General features: G+C 36.5%; 22 protein-coding genes and 2 pseudogenes. 11 read left to right on the top strand and 13 right to left on the bottom strand.

Annotated features, from left to right (window positions below):
* Positions 1–57 precede the first annotated feature (57 nt).
* Positions 58–1,533: an acetyl-CoA carboxylase biotin carboxylase subunit gene (gene accC / locus IPP64_08820; GenBank protein MBL0329501.1), complete on the bottom strand. Its 1,476-nt coding sequence runs from the start codon at positions 1,531–1,533 to the stop codon at positions 58–60.
* A gap of 163 nt (positions 1,534–1,696) precedes the next feature.
* Between accC and IPP64_08825 the strand changes: the two genes are divergently transcribed.
* The 3 genes from IPP64_08825 to IPP64_08835 are packed head-to-tail and all read left to right on the top strand — an operon-like array spanning position 1,697 to position 5,253.
* Complete coding sequence (locus tag IPP64_08825; GenBank protein MBL0329502.1) at positions 1,697–4,105, top strand: hypothetical protein; 2,409 nt, start codon at positions 1,697–1,699, stop codon at positions 4,103–4,105.
* Entirely contained in the window at positions 4,093–4,332 is a 240-nt protein-coding gene (locus IPP64_08830) for a DUF3820 family protein (protein ID MBL0329503.1), read from the top strand. The genes IPP64_08825 and IPP64_08830 overlap by 13 nt, the downstream gene beginning before the upstream one ends.
* Before the next feature lie 9 nt (positions 4,333–4,341).
* Positions 4,342–5,253 carry a hypothetical protein gene (locus IPP64_08835; protein MBL0329504.1) on the top strand — a complete coding sequence of 304 codons (912 nt, stop codon included), beginning with the start codon at positions 4,342–4,344 and terminating at the stop codon, positions 5,251–5,253.
* On the opposite strand, the gene IPP64_08840 is transcribed toward IPP64_08835, so the two are convergent.
* From IPP64_08840 to IPP64_08880, 9 genes and pseudogenes are all read right to left on the bottom strand, one after another.
* Complete coding sequence (locus IPP64_08840; GenBank protein MBL0329505.1) at positions 5,250–6,002, bottom strand: hypothetical protein; 753 nt, start codon at positions 6,000–6,002, stop codon at positions 5,250–5,252. The genes IPP64_08835 and IPP64_08840 overlap by 4 nt on opposite strands.
* An 11-nt stretch (positions 6,003–6,013) precedes the next feature.
* Complete coding sequence (locus tag IPP64_08845) at positions 6,014–6,769, bottom strand: hypothetical protein (GenBank protein ID MBL0329506.1); 756 nt, start codon at positions 6,767–6,769, stop codon at positions 6,014–6,016.
* 61 nt (positions 6,770–6,830) lie between these two features.
* On the bottom strand, positions 6,831–7,832 hold the full coding sequence (locus tag IPP64_08850) for a Rieske 2Fe-2S domain-containing protein (protein ID MBL0329507.1): 1,002 nt from the start codon (positions 7,830–7,832) through the stop codon (positions 6,831–6,833).
* Positions 7,833–7,917: 85 nt separating this feature from the next.
* Positions 7,918–8,348: pseudogene (locus IPP64_08855) on the bottom strand (low affinity iron permease family protein).
* Between the two features lie 39 nt (positions 8,349–8,387).
* The gene (locus IPP64_08860; protein ID MBL0329508.1) at positions 8,388–9,356 is read right to left on the bottom strand and encodes an MCE family protein; all 969 of its coding nucleotides are present in this window, start codon (positions 9,354–9,356) and stop codon (positions 8,388–8,390) included.
* A complete protein-coding gene (locus tag IPP64_08865) occupies positions 9,356–10,132 on the bottom strand; it encodes an ATP-binding cassette domain-containing protein (protein ID MBL0329509.1) in 777 nt (258 codons plus the stop codon). The genes IPP64_08860 and IPP64_08865 overlap by 1 nt, the downstream gene beginning before the upstream one ends.
* The gene (locus IPP64_08870) at positions 10,132–10,899 is read right to left on the bottom strand and encodes an ABC transporter permease (protein ID MBL0329510.1); all 768 of its coding nucleotides are present in this window, start codon (positions 10,897–10,899) and stop codon (positions 10,132–10,134) included. The genes IPP64_08865 and IPP64_08870 overlap by 1 nt, the downstream gene beginning before the upstream one ends.
* 164 nt (positions 10,900–11,063) lie before the next feature.
* The gene (locus IPP64_08875) at positions 11,064–11,429 is read right to left on the bottom strand and encodes a hypothetical protein (GenBank protein MBL0329511.1); all 366 of its coding nucleotides are present in this window, start codon (positions 11,427–11,429) and stop codon (positions 11,064–11,066) included.
* Positions 11,430–11,438: 9 nt separating this feature from the next.
* A complete protein-coding gene (locus IPP64_08880; protein MBL0329512.1) occupies positions 11,439–11,759 on the bottom strand; it encodes a hypothetical protein in 321 nt (106 codons plus the stop codon).
* Between the two features lie 169 nt (positions 11,760–11,928).
* Here IPP64_08880 and IPP64_08885 point away from each other — a divergent pair, with 169 nt between their 5' ends.
* Complete coding sequence (locus tag IPP64_08885) at positions 11,929–12,801, top strand: cation transporter (protein ID MBL0329513.1); 873 nt, start codon at positions 11,929–11,931, stop codon at positions 12,799–12,801.
* Here the strand turns inward: IPP64_08885 and IPP64_08890 are convergent.
* Positions 12,798–13,862 (bottom strand): response regulator, encoded by a 1,065-nt coding sequence (locus tag IPP64_08890; protein ID MBL0329514.1) that lies wholly within the window; start codon positions 13,860–13,862, stop codon positions 12,798–12,800. The genes IPP64_08885 and IPP64_08890 overlap by 4 nt on opposite strands.
* 5 nt (positions 13,863–13,867) lie before the next feature.
* Positions 13,868–15,082: a PAS domain S-box protein gene (locus IPP64_08895; GenBank protein ID MBL0329515.1), complete on the bottom strand. Its 1,215-nt coding sequence runs from the start codon at positions 15,080–15,082 to the stop codon at positions 13,868–13,870.
* A 144-nt stretch (positions 15,083–15,226) separates the two neighbouring features.
* On the opposite strand from IPP64_08895, the gene IPP64_08900 reads away from it, so the two are divergent.
* From IPP64_08900 to IPP64_08930, 7 genes and pseudogenes are all read left to right on the top strand, one after another.
* Entirely contained in the window at positions 15,227–15,631 is a 405-nt protein-coding gene (locus IPP64_08900; protein MBL0329516.1) for a hypothetical protein, read from the top strand.
* Between the two features lie 6 nt (positions 15,632–15,637).
* Positions 15,638–16,489, top strand: a complete 852-nt coding sequence (locus IPP64_08905) for a universal stress protein (protein ID MBL0329517.1) — start codon at positions 15,638–15,640, stop codon at positions 16,487–16,489.
* Positions 16,490–16,519: 30 nt separating this feature from the next.
* Positions 16,520–17,452: a universal stress protein gene (locus IPP64_08910; GenBank protein ID MBL0329518.1), complete on the top strand. Its 933-nt coding sequence runs from the start codon at positions 16,520–16,522 to the stop codon at positions 17,450–17,452.
* A 64-nt stretch (positions 17,453–17,516) separates the two neighbouring features.
* Positions 17,517–17,897, top strand: a pseudogene (locus tag IPP64_08915) (lactoylglutathione lyase).
* A gap of 116 nt (positions 17,898–18,013) precedes the next feature.
* Entirely contained in the window at positions 18,014–18,430 is a 417-nt protein-coding gene (locus IPP64_08920; protein MBL0329519.1) for a hypothetical protein, read from the top strand.
* A gap of 25 nt (positions 18,431–18,455) precedes the next feature.
* Complete coding sequence (locus tag IPP64_08925; protein MBL0329520.1) at positions 18,456–19,298, top strand: universal stress protein; 843 nt, start codon at positions 18,456–18,458, stop codon at positions 19,296–19,298.
* A 17-nt stretch (positions 19,299–19,315) separates the two neighbouring features.
* Positions 19,316–20,188: a universal stress protein gene (locus IPP64_08930; GenBank protein ID MBL0329521.1), complete on the top strand. Its 873-nt coding sequence runs from the start codon at positions 19,316–19,318 to the stop codon at positions 20,186–20,188.
* Positions 20,189–20,194: 6 nt separating this feature from the next.
* Here IPP64_08930 and IPP64_08935 read toward each other — a convergent pair whose 3' ends face one another.
* Positions 20,195–21,124 (bottom strand): DUF58 domain-containing protein, encoded by a 930-nt coding sequence (locus IPP64_08935; GenBank protein MBL0329522.1) that lies wholly within the window; start codon positions 21,122–21,124, stop codon positions 20,195–20,197.
* Between the last annotated feature and the right edge of the window lie 107 nt (positions 21,125–21,231).

Genomic DNA, 21,231 nt, shown 5'->3' on the forward strand with positions numbered 1-21,231 from the left:
ATTCTGCTCCCTATTATCAACAAATCGGCTAAACCTTAATAGCTCTATAGAACAAAACTATCGATTCGTTTTCCACTTCGAAACGCTCTTTTCTCCAGTGGTTTGTTGAGCTACAGATTTCACTGTACTCATCAATTTCGCTCCGAATAAGGCTGCAACAATTGCTTCATCTTCCTTTGTTTCCGAAAGCATTTCCGGAGAATAATGGTGCTTGATAAAATGTGTATCAAAATTACCGGACGTAAATGCCTTGTGCTTTAGAACAAATTTACAAAAACTCAAAGTGGTTTCAACACCGGTTATTTGATAATCATCAATGGCACGAATCATTCGATTAATGGCTTCTTCACGATCTTTTCCAAAGGTGACCAATTTTGCAATCATCGGGTCATAATAAATTGGAATATCCATTCCTTCTTCAAAACCATCATCCACACGCACACCCAATCCTTGCGGACGTTTATACGTAACCAATTTTCCGATATCCGGCAAAAAGTTGTTGGTTGGATCTTCAGCGTAAACGCGCACTTCAACGCTATGACCGGTTATTTTTAAATCTTCTTGCTTGAAAGATAATTTCTCACCACGAGCTACTTTAATTTGTTCTTTCACCAAATCCAGTCCGGTAATCATTTCAGTAACCGGATGTTCTACTTGTAAACGGGTATTCATCTCTAGGAAATAGAAATTTTTATTTTCATCCAATAAAAACTCTACTGTTCCGGCACCTACATAATCACAAGCTTTTCCAACATTCACCGCACATTCGCCCATGGCTTTGCGAATTTCAGGTGTCAATACCGAAGAAGGAGCTTCTTCAATCACTTTTTGATGACGTCTTTGAATAGAACATTCGCGTTCAAATAAATAAACGATATTTCCGTGTGTATCCCCTAAGATTTGAATTTCGATGTGACGTGGGCCGGCAACATAACGTTCAATGAATACAGAACCATCGCCAAAAGCGGAAGTTGCTTCACTCACGGCCAACTTCATTTGTTCTTCAAATTCTTCCACATTTTCAACAATGCGCATTCCTTTTCCACCACCACCGGCACTTGCTTTAATTAATAACGGGAAACCGGTTGCTACTGCCACTTCTTTTCCTTCTTTTACGCTAGTAATTGCTCCTTCAGAACCCGGTACCATCGGTATTTTATATTTTTTTGCTGCTGCTTTCGCAGAGAGTTTATCCCCCATGATGTTCATTGCTTCGGGTGACGGACCGATAAAGGTAATCCCGGCTTTTTTTACTTTTGCCGCAAACTCAGCGTTTTCTGAAAGAAAACCATATCCCGGATGAATACCATCCACGTTCAGTTGTTTGCAGATTTCGATAATTTTATCCCCTAACAAATAGGATTGATTGGAAGGAGGTGGACCAACGCATACGGCTTCATCCGCATATTTCACAAAAGGCGCATTTCTATCCGCTTCCGAAAAGATTGCAACTGTTTGAATACCCATTTCTTTGCAAGAACGCATCACACGCAATGCAATCTCTCCTCTGTTGGCTACTAATATTTTGTTCATAAAATGTTGATTAATAAATCGATGCTTTACCTGTCAAAAAAATATATTTGTGAAAGGCGATTGCTTCCATATTGAAGCAGTACAAACCTAATAAAAAAGTTTTTATTGCGCTGGAATATTTAAACTCAATATTAACAAAATATCATCCCCTAAATAACCGAATATGCTTAAAAAATCTACGCTTATTTTATTCATTGTTTTCGCTACTTTCAATGGTTTCGGACAAAAAAAAGGCACAAAACCTTCCTCAGCATCTAGTTTTGATACAAAAGCTGCTGAAATCGCGCTGGTAAAAGCCTTAAACAAAGTTCGCATTGAAAACAAACTGGATACCATTGAATATCATCCGGTATTAGGACAAGCAGCCGCTATTCAAAGTGCCGATATGGCAAAAAATGGAAAGGCACAATTGGAAAACAGTAAAGGAAAGTATAAAACTACAGCAAAACGTGTAACTGCTGTTGGAGGAACCAATAAAGCGCAAGAACTTGTGTTGGGAACAAGTATTGTTAAAGGAAAAACGTCCATGACCGCTCAGGAACTTGCGGATGCAGCCTTTTATAAATGGCGTGTTGGAAAACAAAATCAAGCAATTATCAAAAATGCCGACTTTATTTATGCCAGTCCATCTGTTACAATTGACGAATCCGGTAAAAAAGCTTACATCTCCATCGTTTTTGGAAGTTTCAACTCTTTTAATACCGGTGCGGATAAGAAAAAAGAACTGGCAGTTCCCTACTCTTCCAAAACTAAAAAGCTAAAAGAGCCGGAAGATAGAAGTTGCAACGCATGCAAAAAATTTAAAGACTGGGAAGGACTCGCTTCTGGATTGTATGTAGAGAACGGAAAAATCTATATCAAATATGCAAACCTGAAAGCACTTTCGAAATTCATCCGTAAATCAAAAGACGGCTTAGCTGTGGATATTGTGCAACGTTCACAATATGAAAACCCGGACTACAACATTGTTGACAACAACTTAATTTCAAAAGGAGTGCTTTTGAAAACGGTTACGATGAGCAAACTATACAGCAAAAACCGCGTGAAGGCTGTAAAAAAAGGAAACAGAGTAATCAAAGCAACAAAGCTGGATGTGCAATTGGGTGAATTGCCAAAGAAAATTACCGGTCCATACGAACTCAACTTGCTCATTGTGCAAGATGGAAAACTGTGCAAAGTGATTATGCCTTCCAAAATTGAAGCGGGTGATCAAGAATCCAATTCGCCATTAACCATGCTGTTAATGCCGGACAGTGCCGCTTATTTTAAGCCACCGTTTGAACCAAAATCAGAATCAACTTTGCTTACGTTTACTGTTCCGTTTGAAAAAAATAAATCGGATTACAAAGAAACCGATATGGAACCATTTTTATCAGCATTACAGGAACCCGACTTTTTAATTGAAGGTTTATATATCACCGCCTACTCTTCCATTGAAGGAGATGCCAAATCAAACGAAAAGCTTCAGAAAAAACGTGCTGAAAGTATTGTCAAAGCATTGTCGAAAATGCAAAAAGCTGGTGTAGTCACCAATGTAAAAACAACCGATTCGTGGAACCTTTTCCAAATGGAAGCCGAAGATGGGAAATACGACTATCTGGCTAAAATGACCAAAGAAAAAGCGATTGCTGAAATTAACGGGAAAGGTTTATCTGCAGAATTAGAGCCTATTTTAAGCAAGGAACGTTTTGCTCAAATCATTATGGATGTTACTTATGATATTACGGGAAATAAAGAAGAGAAATTTTCGGTAAGTAAGTTCAACCAATCCATGAAAAAGAATGATTTGAAACAATGTTTAAAAATTCAATATTACATCGGTAAACAAATGCGTCTTCAGAAATATTCGGCTGAAGCACCTTCTAAAATGAATATTCCGGTGGAAGCTAAAAATTCAGGTTTATTGAACAATCAAGTGGTATTGCGTTATATGTATAACAACAATGTTGCAACGGACGAAGACTATGTGGACATGAAAAAATTATCGACTTTGGATCCGAGCAACAATTACATCACCTTTAATACCATTTATTGTGCTGTGATGCTGGATAGCACCATTGGAGATACCAAAGCGCAAAATGAAATGCAAAAACGTATTGATGCCATGTATAAAACCGATGTGCCAAAAAAATATGTGGATGCATTAAACATCGAATGGCAATTCAAAATCATTGAAGCGATGGATTCTGCTGAAAACAGTGAATTGGTAACACAAGCATGTATTGAGAAAATCAAACAATTTTACAACATCAAAGAATCGTCATGGCAAAACAATTTGAAACTGGCGTATGTTTTTGCACGTTTCAAAGATTATAAATTTGCGGCTAGCTTATTGGCACCATTTATAGCAGAAGAAAGTGTAAACGAAAATGTATTGTTTGCTTATGCTTCTATCTGTGCTAAAATGCCTGAGTTGTATAAATCCAGAACATTTGTGCTGGCATTACAAAAAGCAGAAAAGAAAAATCACGACAGGTATTGTAAATTATTCGGAGCACCGAATATGACATTCCAGGTATTTGACAATCCGTTTGTAAAAGCAGATTACAAAAAGGCTGCATGCACGAAATAGACCAACAACCGGATTCACAATTACTATTGCAACTGGTAAGCATGAAAATGCCTTTTGGTAGATACAAGCATACTATTTTATGTGATTTGCCCGTTTCCTATTTGGAGTGGTTTCAACGCAAAGGTTTCCCGGAAGGTAAATTGGGAATGCTGTTGCAAACCATCTATGAAATCAAACTAAATGGCTTGGAAGGTTTACTAAAGCCGTTAAAGAATAAAAAACACTAACTTTATAGCATGAATAAGCGAATAAGTTTCTTTTTGGCAAGTGTATTTCTGGCAACGGCCACTTTAAGTGCGCAAGAAATGACAGAGGGTGAGCAACCGGATTCGTCTCAAAAGCAGCGTTCATTCAAAGTGGGACTTTACATCGGTTCGTATTTCGCCAATAAATATACAGCAGGAGCTTACGATGGATATGGCTTCGACTTGGAAGGAAAACGAATCAACGTTTTTGAAAACAGCTTGATGTACCAAAAAATAGTGATGCAATATGGCGGTGGATATGGACAAATTGATCAGATAGCACAAGCTTTGGGTGTTAACTCAACTGCCGACTGGTCGTTCACCAAAGATGATATGCCTACCAATATGCGTTACACTCCGTCTTTTTTATTGGGACTTCAATGTCGTTATTCGGTGGATAAAAAAAATGCCATCTCGCTTAATCTGAATGCAGCAAAACTAACCCTCTCTGGAAATTTTACAATTACAACACGTCCGCCATCCGGTTCTTCACAAATCAACAACAGTATTCAAACATTCGGGATCAAAGGCGGAGAACAACGATTGATGATTCAGATTGGATACAATCGTATTTTTGGCGACAATGAACGCGCTAATTTTTTTGCAGAAGGCGGCATCAACATGACGTATTCACAATTTGATAAAAATGAAATTCTAATCAATAATTTATACATCGATTTATTAGAATTTTACGACTATCAAGGTGTTCAAGCAGGATACATGCGTTTGCCAAGAGGAATGGGATTTGGTGCTTATGCTGGCATGGGAATAAATATCACCATGAGTGAAAAATTCACCATTCAATTAATGTATAGCCCATCGTACGAAGGAATTCGAATCGGAGATAATCCTAAATTAAAATGGCAGCATTCTGTTGGATTGCGTGCGTATTATAATTTCTAAAGTTTTTCCAAATATTTTTTTGATTTCACTTTGAAGAATTCATCTTCAATCATAAAATCTTTTCGACACGGAAGTTTAATGGCCAATTCAAAATAAATTTTTGCAAGCTTCTTCTGATCATTCTCATACAAGGCTTCCGCATAATAAAAATTAGCACCGACATCCGCAGGAAAATACTTTAATGTTTTTTTCATTATCAGCACCGCTTTGTCTTTATCGGGCCAAGTAAGGACTAATGGAATGTAGGGCGTTTTGTAATTCAAGCCGGCATCAAATTTCCAACCGCCACCATTGTTGTACATCGAATCGGTTTCAATCAACATTTTAGTATGGTACAACAGTTTTGCCATCACCCCATCATCTAAACTTTTAACAACGCCATTTATTTCGGCAGAAAGGGCAATTGCAGAAGTAAGTTCAAATCGAATTTTTCCATCTTTCGGAAATTTCTTCACCAATTCGTTTCCGAGCACAATTGTTTTTGCATAGGCCGATTTTTTTTCAGAATCACTGATATACACAAACCGTCCTTTAAAATTATAGCATTGCAAACAATATCCACCGGCAACTTGAAGGTGTTTGTTTTGTTTCACAAGCGATTCAAAAATAACAATCGCTTTATCAACATTAATTGAATTGGCCTGCAAACCTTTCGCATTCTCCGAGCGTGCATTAAAATAATGTATCCCTGTTTGCAGGTCATCCGTTGCTAATATAGCGACAAAGAGAACAACGAATAATTTCGGCATAAATAAAGGTGTTAATCCCAATTGGTTAAATAGTTCTTTGCTTTCTCTTTTTGATTTTCGTCTTCCAAATAAAACTCCTTTCGAGAAGGAAGTTTTGTTACCAATTGAAAGTATATTTTAGCATCAGCCTTCTCCCCATTTTCCAGTAATGCTTCTGCATAATAAAAATTATTTGAAATATCTGCAGGGTAATATTTCAAAGCATTCTGAAGTAATTTCTTGGCTTTGTCTTTATTGGGCCAAGAAAGTACCAAAGGTATATAAGGTGTTTTGTAGTGTAATATAGACATTACTTTCCATCCGGCACAACATCGGTACATCGAATCGGTTTGAATGAGCATATTGGTATGAAACAACATTTGGTTCAGCACCCCATTTTCCGCACTTTTGATGGCGCCTTCACTTTCCGCTAATAAGCCAATAGAAGTTATTAATTCGAAACGAATGCCGGCATTCTTCGGAAAAAGTTTTACTAGTTCCTTCCCTTTATTCACAGCGAGTTTATAAACTGCTTTTTTATCCGTTTCTTTTACATAAACGAACTGCCCTTTAAAATTCAATGATGCTAAGTAATAATAACCTGCCTTTTCCTTATCCGCACCCTTTTGTAAAGCTTGTTCAAAAATCGAAAGTGCTTTATCAATATTGTATGTATATGCTTGTAAACCGGATGCTTGTTCCGAACGAGCATTAAAATAGTCGATTCCTGTCTGAAGCGAAGGATCAGATACTGGGATGAAATAAAATAATATTGAAATTAGTTGCAACAAAATCGGAAATCGTTATGTGTTATTCGTAAATTGTTTTACTGTTTATAGTACATTTTATCTAGTAAAACTGCTTCGCCCATTGTCGGTACTTCCCGATTGGTCCATCGCCTTTTGCCAACGCTGGATAATCCATATATACTTTGTTCTCCCATATTTTAAAATCTTGCCCAACATCGTTCGCATAGCCTGAAAATGCTTTATTTAACAAAATTTTTGTCAACATTTTCTTCGGCAATAAAGCCAAAACAGGATGAATTTTTGAAGGTTTGAATTTTTTATTGACACTCATTCCTATTTTCAAATTAATGGTATGTTCATCAATCGGCATTGGAAAAACATATTGACGAGTTTTTAATTCCATTTCAGGTAAATCCACTTCTACAAATGAATAACCCAAGCCATGTACATGAATGTTTATTTCTGCTTTAATACCTTGCGTCCCTTTCCCGATAAACCCTTCAGGTGCGCGGTTAAATCCGTAGCTTGCATTGAGGTAAGCACCATCATCTTTTAATTCTTTGATGGTTGTAATGTTGCTGTATTTGTGTACAACTGAAAAATGACCAACATCTACACTATTTTCTGTCGTTTCTTGGGGATGAGATTTTAATATAAAATCGGTAGTTTTTATCTCTGTCCAATCTTCATCACTTACCACTGGAACTTCCCAAGCAGGAACTGCAGCTTGCTCGTGATGCCAATAAATAATAAAACCATTTTTTTCCTGAATGGGATATGTTTTTAAAATCGCTTTGGGAGGAGGCTTGGTTCCATAACCTGTTTTTGTGCATGTTCCTTTTGTATCAAAACAAAAATAGTGAAACGGGCAAACAATGGTTTCTCCTTCCACATGACCACCATGGGCAAAATGTCCACCTAGGTGCGGACAATATGCATCTACCAAACAGGCCTCACCGGTTTCTGTCCGAAACAAAACTAAATCTTTCCCGGCAATTTTTTTATTGATTAATTGCTTCGGAAGTAAATTGGTTGAATTTTCAATCACATACCAACTGTTCGGGTAAGGGAATAATTTTGCAGGCGTAGGCATTTGTTCCATAAACACTTATTTTAAGAAGTAGCTAAAATAAGAAATTTGCGGGATTAAAGCATTTTCATCAAATGGGCTGCAGACTAACGATAAATTATTTAGTTTGTTTTGAATATTTGGCTTTGTGCAAATCCAGTGCTTCTTCAATGGAATGAGAAACAGAAAGTTTTTTTCTTTTTTTGCCATATCCGCCAGCGTGCGATAATAGGAACTCAAAATTTCCAGTTCATCTTCTGATAAACCTTCCGCATCAATCAAACGGTTACTTGGTCCATCCAATGCTGCAACCAATTCATTCAACTTCAGGTGGATCGCTTTGGAATCTTTATTCTGCGTCCGTTGAATCAGAAATACCATCAAAAATGTAACGATGGTGGTGCCTGTATTGATAACCAATTGCCATGTATCGGAAAAATTAAAATACGGCCCAGTAATAATCCAGATTAAAATTATAGACAAAGCACCTAAAAATGCATAGGTGGAGCCACTGAATACAGATGCAAAATGCGCTATTTTTTCGAATATGCTGCTGTTTTTTTTTCGTTTCCATTGCTTCTATAATTATTATTTTGTTGCAGTTGTTTTCTTTTGTTTTCTATAATATTTTTTGAATGGCCATGAATATTTCAACGCTTCCATGTTCTGGTCAAAATTTCCCGCAGCACTTTCAATGCTTTTCACACTTTGATTTAGATTGTGGACGAGTGTTGTGTCATTCAACAAAACACCCATCGAACCTTTTCCTTGCTTTAGATTTTTTACCAATTCGGAAATATCTCCGGAGATAATGGCTGCAGTATCACTAGACATTTGCAATTTCACAATGGTTTGATTTACACGGGAAGAAAGCGTTGTATCCGTGATGAGAGCACCAATTGCCCCTTTACCATTTTTTATATCTGCTGTGATGCCAGATAGATTTCCGGTGATGGCAACACCTTGATTGCTCATCAGCTTAATATTTACAATTGCAGATTTTACATTTTCAGCAACCACTGTATCCATCAATACACTCCATAAACTATTTTTATTATTGATTTTATCAGTAATCGAACGAAGGTTACCGGAAATTACTTTGATGTTTTCGTTGGTAACATTTAGTGTTCGCATCATTTCATCCATCTCCAAGGGTTTCAGTGTTTTTAACACATCACCATCTTCTATTACTCCCGCTTCTTCTTTCACAGAGATGATGTTCACTAATTTATTTCCCATTAATCCATCTGTTCCCACACTTGCCAATGCATTCTTTTTGATAAATTGTTGTACATCGTCTTCAATCACCATCACCACATTTACAGAGGTATCCGTTATGATTTCAACTGACTCAACAGTACCCACATCAATACCACCAAAGCGTACATTGTTTCCTTTCATCAATCCGTTTACGTCATGAAACTGAGCGCTTACTCTGAATGTGGAACCAAACAGATTTTGTTTATTGCCAATCAAGTATAAAGCGGTTACCAATAAAGCAGTACCTGCAATTATAAATACACCCAAACGTACGTTTCTTAAATTCTCTGCTCCCATTATTCAAAAAAGTTTTTTATTTTTTTATCTGAAGATTTACTCAATGATTCATATGTTCCTTCGGAATAACAAACACCATCAATTAACATAACGATCCGATCCGCAACTACTTTCACACAATTCATATCGTGTGAGATAACAATAGAGGAAGTATTGTATTTTTTTGCCAGTTCACGCATCAAACTGCTAATTTCTCTCCCTGTTATCGGATCCAAACCGGTGGTTGGTTCATCGTATAAAATAATTTCCGGTTTTAAGATTAGCGTTCGTGCCAAGGCAATCCGTTTTCTCATCCCACCGGAAAGTTCTGATGGTCGCATATCAACTGTATGCGCTAATCCAACATTGGTCAATGCTTCCACGACTAACTCCTGTACCTGTTGTTTGGTTAAATTTTTTAGGTGGCGTCTCAAAGGGAATTCAAGATTTTCTCTAACTGTCATAGAATCGTACAACGCATTACTCTGAAACAAAAAACCAATTTTAACACGAATTTCATCCAATTCGGACTGACTTAATTTCGGAATACTTTTTCCCAATACATCGATTGATCCGGAATTTGGCTGAATCAATCCTATAATACATTTTATTAATACGGATTTTCCTGAACCGGATTTTCCAAGCACAACTACATTCTCACCCTTTTTCAACGTTAAATTAAAATCTTTGAGAACATGATTTTCGCCAAACGACTTAAAAAGATGATCCACAACAATAACAGCATCCTTCTCAGAAGAAGGTGTTATTGGTGCATCGTTTATTTTAGTCTCCGTCATTATGTTAAACTTAATAAATCGGTTATTTGAACTGCTAGTAAGTCGATTATAAAAACGAGCAAGGAAGAGATAACCACAGCAGCGTTTGCCGAACGCCCGACACCTTCTGTACCTTTATCCGAATAATAGCCTTTATAGCAACCGATTATTCCAATGGCAAATCCAAAGAAAAATGTTTTCGTAATGGATGGAATAATATCTCCGTAAGTAAGTGTATCAAACACTTGATTCCAATATAAATCCCAGCTTACAACACCATGAATGTTTGTTCCTAAATATCCGCCATATAAAGAAACCGCATCCGCCAAAATTCCAAGAATGGGTATCATAAACGTAGTTGCCATCACTCTTGTCGCAATCAAATATTTAAATGGGTTTGTGCCCGACACTTCCATTGCATCAATTTGTTCTGTTACCTTCATGGAGCCCAACTCCGCTCCTATTCCCGATCCAATTTTACCGGCACAAATCAATGCTGTTATTACAGGAGCAATTTCGCGAACCAGGGAAACAGATACCATTTTCGGAAGCCAACCTTCTGCACCAAATTCAACTAAAGTCGGCCGCGATTGAATCGTAATGACCAAGCCCATAATAAATGCGGTGATGGCGACTAAGGGCAACGACTTATAACCAATATAAAAACATTGGCGCAACAATTCGGCAAATTCATATCGGGGTTTAAATGCTTCGGCAAAAAACCGAAATATAAAACGTCCGATATCACCTACTTCATTAAAAAAACGTGTTATTGTTTTCGATTTCATCCTTAATCAATATCCAGTAAAATTAGGCTTTTTATATCCGTGAGCGAAATAAACAACCTTTACTTTTATATTTAAATGAAAAACCCAATCCTAAAAACGGATTGGGTAATAATTTCACAAAAAAAATATTTTATTATGCAATAACGAAGCAATTTTATTCATTATTAAGAAGCAATTTTACTCAAGCTTTCACCTTGGCTATTCTGTTCTTCCAGCGACCAACTTTCAGTAAAACTTGTTTCCAACCAACCTTTACCAGATTTTCTGAATAGTTGAACAGATAGACCATACACCGTTCGGAAATTATTTTCCAAATCAGCCACAGTCATTCTCGGAGTAATCGTTACCACTCCGGAATTCTGAATCGTTCTACACTCTCCCAATGTTCTCCCTGCATTTTGAATCATTTTATTGGTAGAAATGCCCGAAGAATTAATTGATTTAGTAAAAAACTCAAGTTTCAAATACGGGAACATCGAATGAAACGCTTCCTGTATAGACCCTATTTTACTATTATCGTTAATGATCATATTTATTTATTAAAAAGCGATTACTAAAATATCCACAATAATTGCAATCACTGCTGAATAAACGATTGCTTTCATCGGTGATACTGACAAAATAAGTGCTAAACAAATTGTTGACGGAAATACAACGGCAGCCAATTCTACCCAGCTATTTAAAATTCCAGATGCTGCAGCAATACCACCAAAAATGGACATTACCAATAAAACCATTGGAGTAATTCCAAAACGGTTAAATTCTGCTTTTTTCCAAAAATCGGAAGTGGATACATTTGTTGTTGATACTTCTTTTTTTAAAGAAATGTTCGACTGAGATGTTTTGTAGGTTGATTCCATAATTTTCTGTTTTTAAATGTTTATAATTTATCAGTTATCATTACGAGACAAAATTAGATGAACACGATTTTAAACTAAATGAGAGCCGTCAGATTCGGATATGATTATCGTCAGCATCCGAAATTCACCTGTTTAATGTGTATATTTACGGCAATAAATGAGCGAGTTGATGTCGAATGAAGCAAAAGCAATAAAAACAACGTATTTCAGCATTGTTGGAAATACCTTGTTGGCCATTATTAAATGGCTTACCGGCTATTTTGGGAACTCCTACGCCCTTATTGCTGATGCAATTGAATCAACAACCGACATTTTCTCTTCTATTTTGGTATTATTCGGTATCAAATATTCGAGTCGACCGGCAGACGAGAATCATCCCTATGGACATGGACGAATTGAACCCTTGATTACCTTTTTAGTGGTTGTATTCTTAATTACCTCCGCCAGCATCATTGCACATGATAGTATTTTAAATATTCAAACGCCACATGACCCACCTAAAGCATACACGTTAATTGTATTGGGCGTCATCATCATCTGGAAAGAAATTTCGTATCGTTTTGTGATTCAAAAAAGTAAGGAAACCAAAAGCTCCTCCTTAAAAGCCGATGCATGGCATCACCGGAGCGATGCGATTACCTCATTGGCTGCCTTTGTTGGGATTCTAGTTGCATTGCTACTTGGTAAAGGATATGAATCTGCAGATGATTGGGCGGCATTGCTCGCTTCCGGATTTATCTATTACAATAGTTATTTAATTTTCCGACCGGCATTGGGAGAAATAATGGATGAACATCAATACGATGATATACGGAACGATATCAAACTGGCCTCTCAGAAAGTTGCCGGAGTAATCGATATCGAAAAATGTTATGTCAGAAAAATAGGTATGAAGTTCTTCATTGACATCCACTTAACTGTTGATGGAAGTATTTCGGTAAAAGAAGGACATGCGATCTCACATGTATTAAAAGATCATTTAAAGTCAGAATTTCCTGAAATAGCGGATATTTTGATTCACATCGAACCCAACGATCACTAATTTCTCATATTGGCAAGTCGATCGTAATTCAGGATTGTGATCTTACCTCCTGATACTTCGATGTATTTTTCTTCTTTAAAATCGCTCAAAGTACGGATTACTGTTTCGGTTGCAGTACCTACTAAGTTTGCCAAATCTTCACGAGACACATTCATACTAAACACTTGCTCCCCTTCTTTTTTGTATTTATCGGATAATTTAACCAATGCTTCCGCCACACGTTTTCTTACAGAATTGTAAGCCAATTTCACCAGTTGCTTTTCGTTTTCACGTAAATTATTTGATAAAATTTCAATGAACCTGCGCGATACTTCAGCATTCTTATAAATCAATGCAAAAAAATCTTCTTTTGGAATCATGTACACTTCCGAATCTTCCAAAGCAGATGCGGATCCCGAATATTTCTCATCCTGCAGAAGTGATAAGTAACCAAAAAACTCGCCTTCTTTATGCAATTCAGTGATGAGTTCTTTCCCAAACTCGTTTGTTTGGTAGGTTTTCACTTTTCCTTTATTCACAAAATAAACGCCTTTCGGATAATTTCCTTCTTTGTAAATCTCATCCTTCTTTTTATAAATCCTTACATCTCTAGCTTCCGAGAGTTTTTTTAGAGAATCAATGCCTTTCGCTTCATTCATAAACTCATTGATTCCTTCAATATTTTTAGAAAACTCCTTTTTCAGAATTTCATTTTTTCTCAAACGGCTTTCAATGGCATTCATTAACTCCACATCGTCAAAAGGTTTTGTTAAATAATCATCTGCACCCATTTCCATTCCTTTTCTAAAATCGCTGCGTTCCGCTTTTGCTGTTAAAAAAATGAATGGGATACTAGCTGTTTCTTCGTTTTTCGACAACATGTGCAATGCGCCATGCCCATCCAAAACAGGCATCATAATATCACAAATAATTAAATCAGGCTTTTCCTTTTGTGCCAGCTCTACTCCTTCTTTTCCATTTTTAGCGGTAATCACATTGTATTTCGCCAGGGTAAGAATTTCGGCTGTGTTTTCACGAACATCGTTATTGTCCTCTATCAAAAGAATTTTTTTCTTTTCCATACTATTTAATTGTTTTCGTAAAATAATTTTATTGTAAAGATGGTCCCTTTATTTTCTTCACTCTCTATGGCGACTGAACCGTTCATTAATTGAGCGTATCTGGCGACAATACTTAACCCAAGACCTGTACCTTGTATATGGGTTGCATTATGCCCTCTAAAAAAACGTTCGAACAAATGTTTTTGATCTTCTTTGGAAATTCCTATTCCGGAATCCTGAACAGAAATAGCAATGGTAGCAGAATCGACAATGGATTTAATAGCAATTTCACCTCCTGAGGGTGAAAATTTAATCGCATTGGAAATCAAATTAAACATCACATTTTTCAACAATTTGCGATCTACCGAAACGAGTTCATTTCCATCATGCGCAAGTGTGATCACTTGACCATCTAATGCCATCACTTTCATTTCCGAAACAATTTCATCCAAAAACTGTCGCAAATTGGTTTCTTCCGGCATATTGTCTACCTTGCCTTCCTCCAGCTTGCTAAGCGAAAGAAAATCATTGAGAATATCCGTAAGATTATTGATGGAGTTTTTTATTTTAGAAACATGCTTTATCTGATTCTCTTTATCGTTTTGTTCGCCATATTTGGTAACAAGCGACAACGAAGACATCATTGTAGTTAAAGGTGTTCTAAATTCATGAGAAGCCATCGCCACAAAACGAGATTTTAATTCGTTCAACTCCCTTTCCTTTTCGAGGGCTGAATGCAAATCCTTTTTTGTTTTTTCTAACTCATGGATGGCTTCCTCTAAAATCAAGGTTCTGCTTTTTACTTGTTTTTCAAGTTCAACCGAATAGTTTTTAAGTTTATCTTCTGCTTGTCTTCTGGCGGTTATATCAATAATAAAAGCGATAACAAAACGACCTTCGGTGGATGTATACGGACTTAAACTAATCTGAATCGGAAATTCCGACCCATCTTTTTTTAAACCAAACAACTGCATATCCGCTCCCATAGACCGTGCATGAGGCTTTTCACTGTATTTATCTCGGTGTGCTTCGTGTTTGGAGGTTAAACTCCTGGGTACCAGCACTTCTATTTTTTTGCCAATCAGCTCGTCTTTTTCATACCCAAAAAGCGACTCAGCACTTGGGTTACAACGCGTAATCTCACCTTTATCATTCGCTACAATAATACCCTCGGTAGCGTATAAAAAAAGTGCTTCTATGCCTTCTTTCTCTTGCATTTTATTTATCTTCTCAGTTTGCATACTAAGTTACGGATTTTGGCGAAAACAAATGTAAAATCTTCACCAATGACAAAATATGACGAATGTCATATTCGACTCTGACCCGACTCAGTGGATTCAGGTTCATTTCATCTGAACTTTGTAGAATAAATTAATAAACGTAAAATGATGACACCAGAACAGAACCTTCACAATGCGATTGGGGAACTTGCTTATGCGATAGCAAAAGCAGATGGAGCCATTCAGAAAGAAGAAGCAAAGAAATTTCACGATATCGTTGCGGCTGAGTTACGTTGCAAAGACTACGATTTTGATGTCTCTGACATTATTTTTCAGATTTTACAAAAAGATAAATTTATTAGTTCAGAAACCGCCTATAACTGGGCGATAAAAGAAATAAAGCTCAACAGTCATTATTTAAGCCCTGAAATGAAAGAAACCTTCATCAAAGTAATTGAAAAGGTTGCAAAGGCATTTCCTCCGGTAACAAAAGACGAACAGAAAATAGTTGAACGATTTAAATTAGACATTGCACCGATTCAAGGTGATCCAGTATACTACAAAAAATAAAAAACAATGGACGCACTTACTATCAAACGGATTCTTATCCCTACAGACTTTTCTAAAACGGGTCTACTGGCTGTTGAACATGCTGCATTTATGGCGCGTATATACAAAGCAGAGCTGTATTTGATGCATGCTATTGAACTGTCAGAATCCGCTTTCAGCATTTATAACCCTGCCATTATCATTCGCGACATCACTGAAATTGAACGAATTGCGAATGACCAACTCAAGCGTTTGGCTGATAAATTAAAAAAAGAATATGCGATTAAAGTCAATACGACCTGCATCACCGGAAAACTAGTGACCGAAGTAGCAACCTTCATAAAAAAGAAAAAAATTGACATACTAGTAATGGGAACACATGGTGCCAGCGGGTTTAATGAGTTTTTTGTTGGAAGCAACACACATAAAATCGTTACCTTATCTACCTGTCCGGTTATCAGTGTTCAAACACATGCTAAGAAATTAGGATTTACAAAAATTTTGCTACCCATTGATGATGCATTTAAATCCAGACAAAAGGTAGATGCTACCATTTCTTTGGCTAAAAAATATGCTGCGAAGATTTACATCCTCGGATTATTGGATAAAGAGGGCGATGTTGATCCGAAAAAATTCAAAATTAAACTAGAAGCCATTGAGAAAAATATTGAAAAAGCGGGGCTTCCTTATGAAACAAAAATCACAAAAGGCGATAATTTAGCGGAAGCAGCCTTGAAACACTCGAAAAAGATCAAAGCCGATTTAATTATCGTTTTAAATGACCATGAATCACGAATCAATGGAAGATTCTTAGGAGTATTTGCAAAACAAATCGTGAACCATTCTAGAGTTCCCGTTTTGAGCTTATTACCACATTAATTTAGTATTACATCCTTATTACAAAATCGAATGACACAACAATCGTCTATATTTTTAGCTACCGATTATTCGGAGCAAGTAATAAGTGCAGAACACTATGCATTTGAATTTGCCAAAGAAACCAATTCTTTACTCACCATTATTCACGTCTATGATTTACCATTCAGCTTACCTTCAGAAGCTAACGCATACGTAAAGGAAACCGAACGAATCCGTAAACACGAATTACAAAAATTAAAATTGCATTGTGAAAAAATAATGCATGATATTGATATCAAACTAAATGAGGTAAAATGGGAATGTCTTGTTTTGGAAGGTGCAATTGGAAAAGAAATTTCAAAAGAAACAGAAAGAAGCAAGCCTGATTTGATTATTACCGGAACTCATGAAACAAAAGGCTTCATCTCATTTTTCGAAAACAGTCATACCTGGGAAATTATCAAAAAAACGAATGTTCCGATTTTGTCGGTTCCCCCCAAACACCCGATCAAAGAAATAAAAAAAATAGTGTTTGCAACGGAATTCAAAGATGGAGAAATACCAGGACTCAGCTATTTGGTAGATTTTGCAAGAGAATTTAATGCTGAAATTATTGTATTGCATATCAGCAATCATACAATTACGGATGAGTTTGAAAAAAACATCTTTGAACAATTCAGAACAGAAATATTTGAGGCGCTTGATTACGATAAATTATATTTACGCTTAATCCATTCAGATGATATTGTTGGAGGAATCAATGATTACTGCGATTCGGTGCAAGCGGATTGGTTGGCCATGTCGCATTCTAAACCGGCATTATTAAAACGATTATTTTTAGCAAAAAAAAGTGTTACAAAAGAATTGGTGTTACAATCCCATATACCACTTTTATCTTTACCAGACAGTTTCATTTCAGAGCAAGAAAAGACGATTGATTCAGTTATTGAAACGATTACATTTAATAAAAATACAGCTCAATAACATGGTTTGTTGTTAAGAAAATGAAAGAGAAGTTACTTTCGCTCATCGAAATCTCCAATTCAGTATGAAAAAACTTCCGATTATTATTTTATATGTTTCAGACCAAAGTATCAGTTCACAATTCTATCAGAAGATTTTGAATTGTGAACCGGTTTTAAATGTGCCGGGTATGACGGAGTTTATGCTAAATAATTCTATGAAACTGGGAATCATGCCGGAAAATGGAATCGCAAAGATTATTTGTCCCACCACACCACATCCTAAACGAGGAAATGGTATTCCACGTTGCGAACTCTATCTAATTGTAGAAAATCCTGAAGAAGCGCAGGAAAATGCCATCCGTTTTGGAGCCCGTGAAATTAGTAAAGCCTAACCAAGAGAATGGGGAGATGTTGTTGCCTACTGCTCCGACCCCGATGGTCACATTATTGCGTTTGCAAAATAATGTTGCCTAGATAAAAGGCAATTAAATGACTTGTATCATATCCATTAATGATATTCACCATATCATTTTTTGGTACGATGCACCATCTTTGCTACAAACAATAATGATATTCAATTATGGAAATACGTATAGATGACAGCATCAAGTTGTCCGAAATTCAAACTGAATTTAATAAGCACTTTCCTTTTCTAAAACTTGAATTTTTTGAGTACGACCCCACCGGGAAAGCGGTTTTCACGAAAGAAAACCTAATTAATGATACGCAACAGGCATTGAGTAAAATACGACACATTCATACTCCTGGACATATCAGCTTAAATGGGCATCAAAAAGTAAGCACCTTTGAACAACATTTCAGAGAAAATTTGGGTGTGAACATTCAGGTTTTTAGAAAATCTGCGAATGCATGGTTGCAAACCACTTCTACTGATGATTGGACGTTGGCGGAACAAAATAAAAAAGGAGAAGAAATGAATCATCCGGTTGACAATGCTACGCCAGAAGACTTTGAAGAGTATAATGAAATGAGATAATCAAAAAGTAAAAAACATTCTTCCCATGAAAACAATTCTTGTTCCAACTGATTTTTCAGATGCTGCCACCAACGCAGCTGAATATGCGGTAAATCTTGCGAAAGAAATCAATGCAAAAATTCTACTGTTGCACGTTTATCATGTTCCTGTTCCCATCACCGAATCTCCGATTATTGTTTTAACAGATGAGGAAATGCAGAAAGACAATGAGCGAACCTTAAAAAAACTGGCTTCTCATTTAAAAGGGCATTCCAAAGTGGAAATCACCTATAAAGCGGTAATGGGAATGGCTGTAGAAGAAATCGCTGAAGAAGAAAAAAATGCCAATCTCATTGTAATGGGCATGAAAGGTGCCGGAAAATTGAGTGAAATAGTTTTGGGAAGTATTGCCACAGCAACCTTGCGAAAAGCAAAAATCCCGACACTCATTATCCCTGAGCATACTAAATTCAGGGTGCCAAAAAGAATTGTGTTTGCATGCGATTACAGCTCAAAAACGGATTACAATACCATTGAACCGTTAAAAGAACTCGTAAAAAAGTTTGATTCAAAATTATTTGTGCTGAATGTAAAAAGCAATAAAGATGTAATTTCTGCTGATGAAGCAGGTGCAGGATTACGATTAGAAAACAAGCTGAATGAAACCAATCACATCTACCATTGTTCAGAGAATGAAAATTTAATTGATGGAATAAATGAATTCGTAAAGGAGAAAAAAGCTGAAATGATTGTCACCATTCCACATCGTCACAACCTATTAGAACGTTTATTTCACAAAAGCATCAGCAAAGAGATTGCATTTCATACGCATGTTCCATTGCTCACACTACCGGACAATCACCAATCCATGCCTGCTTATTTTTTATAATCGTCTAAAAAAAATTCATGAAAACAATCCTTGTACCAGTTGATTTTTCAGATAATTCAAAAAATGCCTTGGATTATGCCATCCCTTTAGCCAAAAAGCTAAACATGAAAATAATTTTACTGCATGCCTTTCATCCTTCCATGATGGAAGCATTGAAAGATTCATTAAAAGTAATTAATCATGAAGATATCATCGGGACGCCTGCGGATATGAAGCAGCTTCTAAACAATTGGAAGGAAGCTGTTTCCAAATCTGAACCCGGATTGAAATGCGAATCCATTTTTTTAGAAAGCAATCTTACTGATGAACTCAATGATTTGATTGATGATTATGCCATTGATTTTATTATTATGGGAACGAAAGGGGCTACAGGATTAAAATCGGTTTTTATTGGAAGCAATGCATTAAAAATTATTGACACCGCTATTTGTCCGGTTATGGCCATTCCTACTGATTTTAAATTTAAAGAATATACAACCATCGCTTTCGCGAGTGATTATCACGATAGCGACAAATTTTCAGTTCAGTTTATAGCCGAAATAGCGAAACCTTTTAATGCTTCATTGGAAGTGGTGCACATCGCGAATGAAGACATCAAGCCTCGTTTTGAAGAAGATTTACTCAGTAATTTTATGAGTGGAATTAAGAAAGAAGTTCGTTATGAGAAAATGAACTTTCATTTGATTGAAGGCGAAGAGGATATTAACACAGCTTTGAATGAATTTGTCTCTAAAAATGCAGTAGAGTTGCTTGCTGTTTCCACAGTGGATCGGTTGTTACATGGACCTTTATTTAACAGAGGGGTGGCTACCAATTTAGCGCATCACATACAAGTGCCATTATTGGTATTTCATGCGTTTGATGATGGAGATATCGATTTATTCGATTAATCTTCACTACATCATTCGTGTACGCTTCAACAAATACGGCATGAGCACTTGATCAAAGCCCAAGTTAATGTCGGCTTCTACAAAATCGATTTTGTATTGACCGCATTTCAGCATCAATTCCTTTTTGTATTCCGCCATTTGACTTAGGTAGGAGTCTTTAATTTCGTTGGGATGTAATTTAATTTCTTCACCGGTTTCCATATCCACAAAACGATACGGACGATTATCAAAATCAAATTCCATTTCTTTCTTTTTATCCACCACATGAAATAAAATGACTTCATGCTTTTTGTGTTTTAAATGTTGAAGTGCAGAAAACAATTCATCGGAATTTGCTTTCGAATCCATCATATCACTAAAAATCATTACTAAGGAGCGTTTGTGAATCCCTTCCGCTATTTCATGCAATGCATTTATTGCAGATGTTTTTTTATGAATATGAACATCATGCGGCTGGATTCTTTTCTCCAATTCGTGATACAACATCTTATGGTGCAAAGAGCTGGATTTTGCAGGAGTATGTACTTCTACCGTTTCCGAGAAAACGCTTAACCCAACAGCATCACGCTGTCGTTTCAACAATTCAATCATCGCAGAAGCACAATACACAGAAAAAGTAATTTTGTTTTGCTTCACCTCTTTTCCATCGGGAAGAGGAAAATACATGGAAGATGAATCATCAATGATTAGTTGACAACGTAAATTGGTTTCTTCTTCGTAACGTTTAATAAACAGTTTATCCGTCCGACCATATAATTTCCAATCGATATGTTTGGTGGACTCACCTTTATTGTATAAACGATGTTCGGCAAACTCAACACTAAAACCATGAAATGGACTTTTATGCAACCCTGTAATAAAACCTTCCACCACCTGTTTCGCAATGAGCTCCAGTTGGGTAAACGGACGGATGGGTTGTTGGTCTATTGAGTTCAAAGTGAAAAGTTAAGAGATTGGAAGGTTTAAAAGTTTGAAGGTTAAATTACGCTTAAAGTAAAACAGTAGGCTTATTACCTACTGTTAACTTTAAAACTATCTAAACG

It is taken from the genome of Bacteroidota bacterium (genome assembly GCA_016722565.1).
Lineage (GTDB): Bacteria > Bacteroidota > Bacteroidia > 2-12-FULL-35-15 > 2-12-FULL-35-15 > 2-12-FULL-35-15.

Excerpts from the sequence above, each read along its gene's own strand:
- accC (MBL0329501.1), bottom strand. The coding sequence starts at position 1,533 with ATGAACAAAATATTAGTAGCCAACAGAGGAGAGATTGCATTGCGTGTG.
- IPP64_08825 (MBL0329502.1), top strand. The coding sequence starts at position 1,697 with ATGCTTAAAAAATCTACGCTTATTTTATTCATTGTTTTCGCTACTTTC.
- IPP64_08830 (MBL0329503.1), top strand. The coding sequence starts at position 4,093 with ATGCACGAAATAGACCAACAACCGGATTCACAATTACTATTGCAACTG.
- IPP64_08835 (MBL0329504.1), top strand. The coding sequence starts at position 4,342 with ATGAATAAGCGAATAAGTTTCTTTTTGGCAAGTGTATTTCTGGCAACG.
- IPP64_08840 (MBL0329505.1), bottom strand. The coding sequence starts at position 6,002 with ATGCCGAAATTATTCGTTGTTCTCTTTGTCGCTATATTAGCAACGGAT.
- IPP64_08850 (MBL0329507.1), bottom strand. The coding sequence starts at position 7,832 with ATGGAACAAATGCCTACGCCTGCAAAATTATTCCCTTACCCGAACAGT.
- IPP64_08860 (MBL0329508.1), bottom strand. The coding sequence starts at position 9,356 with ATGGGAGCAGAGAATTTAAGAAACGTACGTTTGGGTGTATTTATAATT.
- IPP64_08865 (MBL0329509.1), bottom strand. The coding sequence starts at position 10,132 with ATGACGGAGACTAAAATAAACGATGCACCAATAACACCTTCTTCTGAG.
- IPP64_08870 (MBL0329510.1), bottom strand. The coding sequence starts at position 10,899 with ATGAAATCGAAAACAATAACACGTTTTTTTAATGAAGTAGGTGATATC.
- IPP64_08875 (MBL0329511.1), bottom strand. The coding sequence starts at position 11,429 with ATGATCATTAACGATAATAGTAAAATAGGGTCTATACAGGAAGCGTTT.
- IPP64_08880 (MBL0329512.1), bottom strand. The coding sequence starts at position 11,759 with ATGGAATCAACCTACAAAACATCTCAGTCGAACATTTCTTTAAAAAAA.
- IPP64_08885 (MBL0329513.1), top strand. The coding sequence starts at position 11,929 with ATGTCGAATGAAGCAAAAGCAATAAAAACAACGTATTTCAGCATTGTT.
- IPP64_08890 (MBL0329514.1), bottom strand. The coding sequence starts at position 13,862 with ATGGAAAAGAAAAAAATTCTTTTGATAGAGGACAATAACGATGTTCGT.
- IPP64_08895 (MBL0329515.1), bottom strand. The coding sequence starts at position 15,082 with ATGCAAACTGAGAAGATAAATAAAATGCAAGAGAAAGAAGGCATAGAA.
- IPP64_08900 (MBL0329516.1), top strand. The coding sequence starts at position 15,227 with ATGATGACACCAGAACAGAACCTTCACAATGCGATTGGGGAACTTGCT.
- IPP64_08905 (MBL0329517.1), top strand. The coding sequence starts at position 15,638 with ATGGACGCACTTACTATCAAACGGATTCTTATCCCTACAGACTTTTCT.
- IPP64_08910 (MBL0329518.1), top strand. The coding sequence starts at position 16,520 with ATGACACAACAATCGTCTATATTTTTAGCTACCGATTATTCGGAGCAA.
- IPP64_08920 (MBL0329519.1), top strand. The coding sequence starts at position 18,014 with ATGGAAATACGTATAGATGACAGCATCAAGTTGTCCGAAATTCAAACT.
- IPP64_08925 (MBL0329520.1), top strand. The coding sequence starts at position 18,456 with ATGAAAACAATTCTTGTTCCAACTGATTTTTCAGATGCTGCCACCAAC.
- IPP64_08930 (MBL0329521.1), top strand. The coding sequence starts at position 19,316 with ATGAAAACAATCCTTGTACCAGTTGATTTTTCAGATAATTCAAAAAAT.